Source organism: Chromobacterium aquaticum, from assembly GCF_021129195.1.
In the GTDB taxonomy this organism is placed as follows: Bacteria; Pseudomonadota; Gammaproteobacteria; order Burkholderiales; family Chromobacteriaceae; genus Chromobacterium; species Chromobacterium aquaticum.
Genome location: NZ_JAJOHW010000071.1, coordinates 24,887 through 33,191, shown reverse-complemented (window position 1 = coordinate 33,191; position 8,305 = coordinate 24,887). Strand labels below are relative to the sequence as shown.

Here is an 8,305-nt window from a genome sequence, read left to right as displayed (position 1 = left end):
CTGCTGGCGGCGATCTCGCTGCCGCTGCTGGCCTTGCTCGGCGTCGGCATCGTCGCCTCCTTCATCAAATACTGGCCCTACGATTTGAGCCTGACGCTGGCGCATTACCAGTTCGACAGCGTCGACGGCGGCGGCTGGAGCGCCTATTTCAACAGCCTGAAGCTGGCCGCCATCACCGCCGGCATCGGCAGCCTGCTGGTGTTCGCCGGCGCCTACGCCTGCGAGAAGCTGCCGGCGGCGCCGCTGGGCCGCGCGCTGTTGCGCTTCTTCGCCATGCTGCCGATGGCGGTGCCCGGCCTGGTGCTGGGCCTGGGTTATGTATTCTTCTTCAACCACCCGGCCAATCCGTTGCATGCGCTCTACGGCGGCATGACGCTGATGGCGGCCTGCACCATCGCCCACTTCTACACCACCGCCCACCTGACCATGAGCACCGCGCTCAAACAGCTGGACGGCGAATTCGAAGCGGTGGCCGCCTCGCTCAAAGTGCCGTTCTGGGTGACGCTGCGGCGGGTGACGCTGCCGGTGTGCCTGCCGGCGCTGCTGGACGTGATGCGCTATCTATTCGTGTCGGCGATGACCACGTTGTCGGCGCTGATCTTCATCGCCAGCCCGGACAACAGCCTGGCCGCGGTGGCCATCGTCACCATGGACGATGCCGGCGACACCGCGGCGGCGGCGGCGATGGCCAGCTTGATCGCGCTGAGCTCGGCCGCGGTGTCGCTGCTGCTGTTGGGGCTGGAACGAGTGCTGGGCCGGCGCGGCCAGCGCTGGCGCGGCCGCGCTTGACGGCACTGGGCTTTGGCGTGACGATGTCATTTCATTTTCCGCCAGAGCGAGGAGACGCCGCATGGGATGTCCGCAAGTATGCATGGGCGCGATGCTGCAATGCAGTTTCGGCGTCGCCCCCAGCAGCCTGGTGGTGTTGCCGGTCAATCGAGTGATGGCCGGCGGCGTGCCGGCCGCCAACATCATGGACCACGTGCCCATGCTCAACATCATGCCCTTCGGCATGTGCCAAAGCCCGGCCAACCCTATGGTGGCGGCCGCCACCGCCGCCGCGATGGGCGTGCTGACGCCCATGCCCTGCATCCCGGTCACCGCCGCGCCATGGACCCCGGGCGCGCCCACGGTGCTGATCGCCAATATGCCGGCGCTGGACAGCAACAGCATGCTGATGTGCAACTGGGGCGGGGTGATTAAGATCAACGCGCCCGGCCAGTTCACGGTGATGATTCCCTGAGAGCCTGTTCAAAGCCCGCTGCGCTTCGTGAGATTCGATACGGTAAGCTCCGCTTCGGAATGCTTATGTACCACTTGCAGATTCCGCTTCTTCAGCCGCAAGGCCTTGTCTTGTTCTTGCTCATGGTCGTGCGCGTCGGCGCCGACAGCTGACGCTTGTGCATCAGCCCATAGGCCAGGGCCGGCGCGGGCCGCGGCTTGATTGAAATCAAACGCTCAATTCAATTGGAATATTAATTTATTGGCTTCTTGCCGATTGGCATGGATCAACCTTCTCAAGCAAGGAGCCATCATGACCTTATCCCATCGTCTCGCCATCGCCGCGCTCAGCCTGGCCGCCGCATCCGCCTTTGCCGTCACCATCACTCCGCCCGGACCCGGCGGCGCGCCTATGCCGTTTTCCGCGGTGGGGCCGGCCAAGGTGGGTAAGTTCGGCATCGATCTGGACTGCAAGGCGGTGTTCAGCGGCACCGTGGACGGCTATGGCAATGTCGCCATCACCAGTGCCTCCTTCAGCGGCGGCGCGCTGTGCAAGCTGATCAAGCCCAGCGCCTCGGTCACCTCGCCGTGGACCGGCCATGTGGATACCGCCACCCAGTTGACGCTGGATAATGTGGCGGTGAACGTCAAATCGCCGATCGCCGGCGGCTTGTGCGGGCCCAGCAAGATTGTCGGCAGCGTCGCCGACAATGGCAGTGAAACCGTGATCGGCCTGGACGCGGCGCAGTTGTCCGGCGGTTGTACCATCAGCGCGACGCTGAGTACTACGCCGTATATGCGGGTCACGCCTTAGACCCGCTAACAAAATCCCTGATCCTGCGTTGCGCCTCCTTGTCGTACTACTTGTACTGCCTGCGTCGGCGCGCCTTGGCTCAGGTGCGCTGCGCGGTTTTGTTAGCGGCTCTTAGAACCTGTTTACGATCTGCTGCGCGTCGTGAAACGTGACACGGTGAGTACTGCTTCGAAATGCTCATGTACCGCTTGTACATTCCGCTTTCGCAGCGGTTTTCGCCTTGTCATGCCCTAGTGTGCAGGACTTTGAATAGGCTCTCCGTTACCGGAAAACCCCTGCGCATCGCAAGATGGCGTCAGGGGTTTTGTCCGTGGCGTTTGTCCAAACAGAAGCCCGGGCGCTCTCAACGGACCGGCGCCTGGAGAAAGTGCTCGACGATGCGTTCGGTTTCGCCGGACTGCTTCATCGCCTGCAAGGTGGCCGTCAGTCTGCCGGCCAGCGAGGTCGGGTCCAGCCGCAGCGGGTAGTTGTCCGGGCTTAAGGGCTGGTCGGCGCGGTAATCCGGATTGGGCTGCGCGCGGTAAAAGCGGGAGTGTTTGGAAAAGCCCATATGCATGGCTTGCCAGGGCTCCAGCGATGGGTGCAGCGTCAGCCCGGTCGGCCGCAGTCGCTCCCAGTAGAAACGCAGCGTGAGTTCGTCGTAGATGTAGAAATCTCCCTTGCCGGCGCTGATCAGACGGAAGGCGCGTTCCACATCCAATTCCGGCACTTGCAGTACCTTGATGCGCGCTTGCCACGGCAGGGGAATCAGGTCCGGGTTGCCCAGGTTGCGCAGTTCCACGCCATTGCCCAGATCGGCGTAGCTGACTACGGCGGGGTGGCTGGCGCGGGTAATGACGACATGGCGCTCGCGCAGGCCGTTGGGCAGGAATAGGGCGATGGGCTCGCGCTCCGCGTTGTAGGTGTAGCCGGGATAGAAGTCCACCTCGCCCTGCGCCAGCGCTTGCAGCAAGCGCTTCTTTGGCAGGCGCACCACTTTCAGCGTGCAGCCGATTCTTTGGCAGGCGCGGCTGTACAGGGTTTTATAGATGCCTTCGTCGTTGTCGTCGTCGATATAGGGACGCCGTTCATTGGTGCGGTAGCCCATCACCAGTTCCGGATCTTGCGCCAGGGCCAGGCGGGCCTGGGCCGCGATGACGGCGATGATGATGCAAAGCGCGAGACGCATGCCGGTCCCTCCTGTATTCCGTCTTCAGCTTATGTCATTCTTCCCGCCGGCGCGCGGCGGCGGCAAATGCATGATAGAAATTGATAGGTTTCCGCAAAATTCATCGCTTTTTTAAATGCATGTCCGCTTGCACAATGCCAAGCACGGCCATGTGGCTGGAAACCGGCCTTGGAGACACGGCGATGAGCACTAGACGACAATTCCTGGGCGCAAGCCTGTTGACGGCGGGCGGCATGATGGCCGCCCGCGCTTGGAGCGCGGAGCCGAGCGCGGCGGGCTATCGCATGCCGGACGAGGGCGAAGGCCACGCCGCCACCTGGATGGCCTTCGGTCCCAGCCTGGAGGTGTGGGGCACGAGCTTGCTGCCGGTGGTGCGGCGGGATTTGGCGCGAGTGGCCCAGGCCATCGCCGCCCACGAGCCGGTGCGCATGCTGACGCGGGCCGAGGATATGGCGCTGGCGGCCAAGCTGTGCGGACCCAAGGTGGAACTGGTGGAGCAGCCGCTGGACGATCTGTGGATACGCGACAGCGGCCCGATCTTCGTCAAGGGCAAGGACGGGGCGGCGGCGGTGGATTTCAACTTCAACGGCTGGGGCGGCAAGCAGGCGCACCGTAGGGACGCCAAGGTGGCCGCCGCGGTGGCGGCCAAGGCCGGCGTGCCCGTCGTGTCTACCCGCTTGGTGCTGGAAGGAGGCGGCATCGAGGTGGATGGCGAAGGCAGCGCCATCATCACCGAAAGCTGCGTGCTCAACGCCAACCGCAATCCCGGCTGGAGCAAGGCGCAGTGCGAGCGCGAGCTGCGCCGCTTGCTGGGCGTGGAAAAAGTGATCTGGCTGCCCGGCATCGCCGGCCGCGACATCACTGACGGCCACACCGATTTCTACGCCCGTTTCGTCCGCCCCGGCGTGGTGGTGGCCGGGCTGGACACGGACCCGCAGTCCTACGATTACGCGGTCACCCGCCATCACCTGAGCCTGCTGCGCCAGGCGCGCGACGCGCGCGGCCGCAAGCTGGAGGTGGTGGTGTTGCCGGGGCCGGAGCGGGTACGGCCGGAGTACGAAGGCCACGAGATGGCCGCCGGCTATATCAATTTCTATGTCTGCAACGGCGCGGTGATCGCGCCGGAGTTCGGCGACGCCAAGGCCGACCGCAACGCGCGCGCGGCGCTGCGCGAGCTGTTTCCGCAGCGGGAGGTGGTGCAGCTGAATATAGACGGCATCGCCGCCGGCGGCGGCGGCATCCACTGCGCGACACAGCAGCAGCCGGCTTGAATTGGCGTGGAGGCCGGCCCCGTGGGGCCGGCTTTTTCACGCGCTCAAGACAGCGCGCCTTCCTGGCGCAGCACTTGTTCCAGCGCGGCGAAGCAGGTGGCGTCGATGGCGCTGCCCAGGTGCCGGCGCATGATGTCCAGGGTTTGCGGCGCCGGGGTGGCCGGGTGGTAGGGGCGTTCCGCGTTGATGGCGTCGAAGATGTCCGCGGCGGTGATGATGCGGGTTTCCAGCGCGATGGCGTCGCCGGACAGGCCGCGCGGGTAGCCGCCGCCGTCCGGGCGCTCGTGGTGGGCGCCGGCCACCCAGGCTAGTTCGGCGAAGTGTTCGATGCGGCCCAGAATGGCCTCGGTGTAGCCGGCGTGGCGTTTGACCGCCTCCCATTCATCCGCCTCCAGCTTGCCGGGCTTGTCCAGTATGGTGTTGCTGACCCCCAGCTTGCCCACGTCGTGCAGAAGCGCGCCGCGTTTCAGCCAGCGCCGTCGCTCCAGGCCCAGTTCCAGCTCCGCGGCGATCTGGTCGGCGTAATGGCCCACTCTTTGGCTGTGGCCGGCGGTGAACGGGCTTTTGGAATCCACCACCTGGCCGAAGCCTTCGGCGATTTCATCCAGATAGTCCTCGTCCAGCGGCACCGCGCATTGGGCCGGCTCCAGCCTCAGCACCGCCTGGTCGATGTCGTCGGCCTCCAACTGCCGCCAGAAGTCCGGCCGGGCGCCCACGTGGCGGAAGGCGGCCACCAGTTCCGGATCGAACCAGCCGCCGGCGCGGCGCAGCGCCTGCTCCAGCGCCGCCTGGCGGCCGTGGGTGATGTGGAACACGTCTATCACCTGGGCCAGCAGCGCGATGCGCGAATTCAGCGGAATGGCGTCGCCGCGCAGCCCCAGCGGCCAGCCTGAGCCGTCCCAGTGCTCGTCCAGAGATTGAATGCCGCGCGCCACGTTTTCATTGAAGCGCAGCTGGCGGGCGATGTCGGCGCCGCGGTGGCAGCGGGTGTTGATCAGTTCACTCGCCATCGCCCGGCCGTGGCGCAGCACTTTGAGGATGGAGGCCGCGCGCCGCGCCCAGCCCTCGCTGTGGGTGCCGGTGTTCTTGAGCACGAAGCCCAGCAGCTGCGGCAGGCCGGCGCCCACATGCTTGAAGTCTTGCTTGAAGCTGCGATCGTCGGTCTGGTACAGCGCGCAGATCCGCGCCGCGTTGCTGCTGCAGCCCAGGTCCTTGAGCAGGATGGCGTAGTACAAATCCCATAGCCGTTGCGGTGGCAGGCCTATGCATTGGCCGATATGCATGCCTATCCAGCAGCTGCGGATGCCATGGCCCTCGGGTTGGCCTTCGGTGATGTCCAGCGCGTAGCTCAGCGAGCTGATCAGTTCGGACAGCTTCAGGGTGGCGGCCATGAGCGCTCCACGGAATTGAGGCGGGCAGAGAGGCGACGGCAATCTACTTGGCGCCGCTCACTCAATCTCGCAGAGAGCCAGAGACAAGGCGCGCAGACGCGGGCCGCGCATCAACGGCGAGTCGTCGCGGCGCGGTCTCTTTAGTGAGCGGCTCCACCTTCTTTATCCTCGGCGGAGCGCGCTTTTTCAATCCCGTCGCGCGCGTTCGTGGCTCAGCCGCGCGATGACGTCCACCAGCCGCGTTTCGATGTCCTGGTCCAGTGGCAAGCGCTCGCTGGCCAGTTCCGCCAGCCGCGGATGGGCGCCCACCTGCACCGAGTGGCCGGCGTCCAGGAACATGCTGACATCGTTGCTATCGTTGCCGAAGCAGATCAGCTCCTCGGCGGCGATGCCGCATTGGCGCAGCGCGGCCATCTTGCTGACGCCGGCGGCGGTGATGTCGAAGATCTGCTCATCGGAATGGTGGTGCAGTTCCACGCCGGCGTGGGCGTCCAGCTCCTGGCGCAGGCCGTGGACGTCGGCGCAGGCGGTGATCAGCAGCTTGGTCGGTTGGCGGATGTCTTCGGCGCCGACATGGCTGGCCAGTTTGCCGGGGTCCACCTTGTTGAGGAAGGGATGGCTGGCATCGCCGCTGTAGTGGTAGTTCCAGCTCAGGTCCACCAGGTAGGACGCGGCGAAGCGTTGCGCCAACTGGGTGATGTCGGCGAACACCGGGTCCGGGATGGGGTTCAGCCGGTGCAGCTGGCCTTGCCGGTGGCTCATCGCGCCGTTGGCGCCGATGATCAGCGCGTCGTGGAAGCGGGCATCCAGCAAGGGCAGGATGTCGCGGTAGGGGCGGGCGGAAGCGAAGCCCAGCTGGTGGCCGTGCTGGCGCAGGCTGTCCAGCGCGTCCTGGATGGCCGGGCTGATGGTCCTGCCATTGAAGCAAATGGTGCCGTCGATATCGAAGATGAAGTGCATGGAGTCTCGCTGCGGGGAGGTGGCGGCGGCGGGTTTTGGCGCCGCTTTATGATGTTTGTATTCTAACTGTCTCGCCTGCTCGGGTGAAGCCGCCGCGACAAACTGGCGGGCCGCGGGCTTGTGAATGTCGGCAGTTGTCCGCATTGTCTGTAGGTGATCCCATGAAACCCGGAGTATGCCGCGCATGAGCCAAAACGTTTGTCTGGAGCCATTGACCCCCGCCGATTTTCCCGTCCTGGCCGAGTTGGCCGGCGAGATCTGGCATCAGCATTTCATCAGCATGATCAGCCGCGAGCAGATCGAATACATGCTGGCTGGCCGTTATGTCCCGGAAAAGCTGTCCGCCTATCTTGACGCGCCGGACCGCTGGTTCGGGCTATTGAAGCTGGATGGCCGGGCGGTGGGCTATTGCAGTTACGCACTGACGGCGACGCCGGGGGAGATGAAGCTGGAGCAGCTGTATCTATTGGCGGAGACGCGTGGCCGCGGCCTGGGCGCTTATATGCTGGACGCGGCGGAAGACGCGGCGCGCCGGCACGGCTGCCATGCCTTGGTGCTGACGGTGAACAAGCACAATGCCGGCGCTATCGCGGTGTACAAGCAGCGTGGTTTTACCGTGCGGGAGCAGGCGGTGTTCGATATCGGCAACGGCTTCGTGATGGACGATTATGTGATGGCGAAGCGCTTGGCTTGAGTCGCCAGCGTTCGTCGCGAACGCGGATCGGAAAACAGCGCAAGGCGATGGGTCTTGCGCTGTTTGCGTTTCAGCGCCTAGGCGCGGGGGGCGCGGTGACGGCTAGTGCTAGGACGCGGTGGCCTTGGCACGGGCTTCGTCCCGCCACATCGCGTCCAGGTAGTTGTGGTATTCGTCGGCGATCCAGCTGGCCGCTTGGCACAAGCCTTTCAGCTGTTCCAAGTCCGGTTGCGGCACGGCGATCTGCTGGCGCATGCTGGCGAGCAGCGGGCGCAACAGATTCAGCGCTTCCAGGCCATTGGCCAGCGCGTCCGCGGTTTCGAGTTTGGAGATGGAAGGCGTGGGGATGGGATGTTTATCCATGATGAACTCCTGGCATGGCATTCCTCGTCCGCATTGGCGGGGTGGGAATATGACTGAGAAGCCGCGACTGACGAGCACGGGTTCCGCCTGACAGGTGTGTTCAGCACCAAGGTGGAATCTAGCAGTGGAGCAAGGGGCGGGTCAACGCTGCAAGAACCTGTTCACGATCTTTCCTGCAGATTGCTCTAAAGCATTGAATCCGCTTTGCGGATAATGATTTAGGGCCGGTTCCGCCCGGCAAACGGAAAGGGAGATTTGCGCGGCCAAATCTCCCTTTACCCTAAAGGCCGCCCTGCAAGCCTGGCCTCCGGCTTCCCGTCGGGGCCCGTCAGGCCCGAGGCGCGGCTGAACTCGCGATTTGCTAACGTCAAATCGCTCAAACAAAGCAGCCGCTTAAGACCTCGGGCCTGCCACCCGACGGCA

General features: G+C 64.7%; 9 protein-coding genes. 5 read left to right on the top strand and 4 right to left on the bottom strand.

Annotated features, from left to right (window positions below):
* The 3 genes from LQT98_RS11390 to LQT98_RS11380 all read left to right on the top strand — a co-directional run.
* Positions 1 to 789: ABC transporter permease subunit (locus LQT98_RS11390; protein ID WP_231462432.1), on the top strand; the 789-nt coding region annotated here is incomplete at its 5' end.
* A gap of 61 nt (positions 790 to 850) precedes the next feature.
* Positions 851 to 1,243, top strand: coding sequence for a DUF4280 domain-containing protein (locus LQT98_RS11385; RefSeq protein WP_048411856.1), 393 nt, complete (start codon positions 851 to 853; stop codon positions 1,241 to 1,243).
* A gap of 291 nt (positions 1,244 to 1,534) precedes the next feature.
* Positions 1,535 to 2,035: a hypothetical protein gene (locus LQT98_RS11380; RefSeq protein ID WP_231462431.1), complete on the top strand. Its 501-nt coding sequence runs from the start codon at positions 1,535 to 1,537 to the stop codon at positions 2,033 to 2,035.
* Between the two features lie 343 nt (positions 2,036 to 2,378).
* Here LQT98_RS11380 and LQT98_RS11375 read toward each other — a convergent pair whose 3' ends face one another.
* Entirely contained in the window at positions 2,379 to 3,203 is an 825-nt protein-coding gene (locus tag LQT98_RS11375; RefSeq protein WP_231462429.1) for a substrate-binding periplasmic protein, read from the bottom strand.
* Between the two features lie 182 nt (positions 3,204 to 3,385).
* Here LQT98_RS11375 and LQT98_RS11370 point away from each other — a divergent pair, with 182 nt between their 5' ends.
* A complete protein-coding gene (locus tag LQT98_RS11370) occupies positions 3,386 to 4,474 on the top strand; it encodes an agmatine deiminase family protein (protein ID WP_048411859.1) in 1,089 nt (362 codons plus the stop codon).
* 44 nt (positions 4,475 to 4,518) lie between these two features.
* On the opposite strand, the gene LQT98_RS11365 is transcribed toward LQT98_RS11370, so the two are convergent.
* Together LQT98_RS11365 and LQT98_RS11360 are read right to left on the bottom strand one after the other, a co-directional pair.
* Positions 4,519 to 5,865, bottom strand: coding sequence for an HD-GYP domain-containing protein (locus tag LQT98_RS11365; RefSeq protein ID WP_231462427.1), 1,347 nt, complete (start codon positions 5,863 to 5,865; stop codon positions 4,519 to 4,521).
* 186 nt (positions 5,866 to 6,051) lie between these two features.
* Positions 6,052 to 6,825, bottom strand: a complete 774-nt coding sequence (locus tag LQT98_RS11360; RefSeq protein ID WP_231462426.1) for an HAD-IIB family hydrolase — start codon at positions 6,823 to 6,825, stop codon at positions 6,052 to 6,054.
* A 184-nt stretch (positions 6,826 to 7,009) separates the two neighbouring features.
* Here LQT98_RS11360 and LQT98_RS11355 point away from each other — a divergent pair, with 184 nt between their 5' ends.
* Complete coding sequence (locus tag LQT98_RS11355; protein WP_231462425.1) at positions 7,010 to 7,519, top strand: GNAT family N-acetyltransferase; 510 nt, start codon at positions 7,010 to 7,012, stop codon at positions 7,517 to 7,519.
* A gap of 108 nt (positions 7,520 to 7,627) precedes the next feature.
* On the opposite strand, the gene LQT98_RS11350 is transcribed toward LQT98_RS11355, so the two are convergent.
* Positions 7,628 to 7,882 carry a hypothetical protein gene (locus LQT98_RS11350; RefSeq protein ID WP_231462424.1) on the bottom strand — a complete coding sequence of 85 codons (255 nt, stop codon included), beginning with the start codon at positions 7,880 to 7,882 and terminating at the stop codon, positions 7,628 to 7,630.
* Positions 7,883 to 8,305 lie beyond the last annotated feature (423 nt).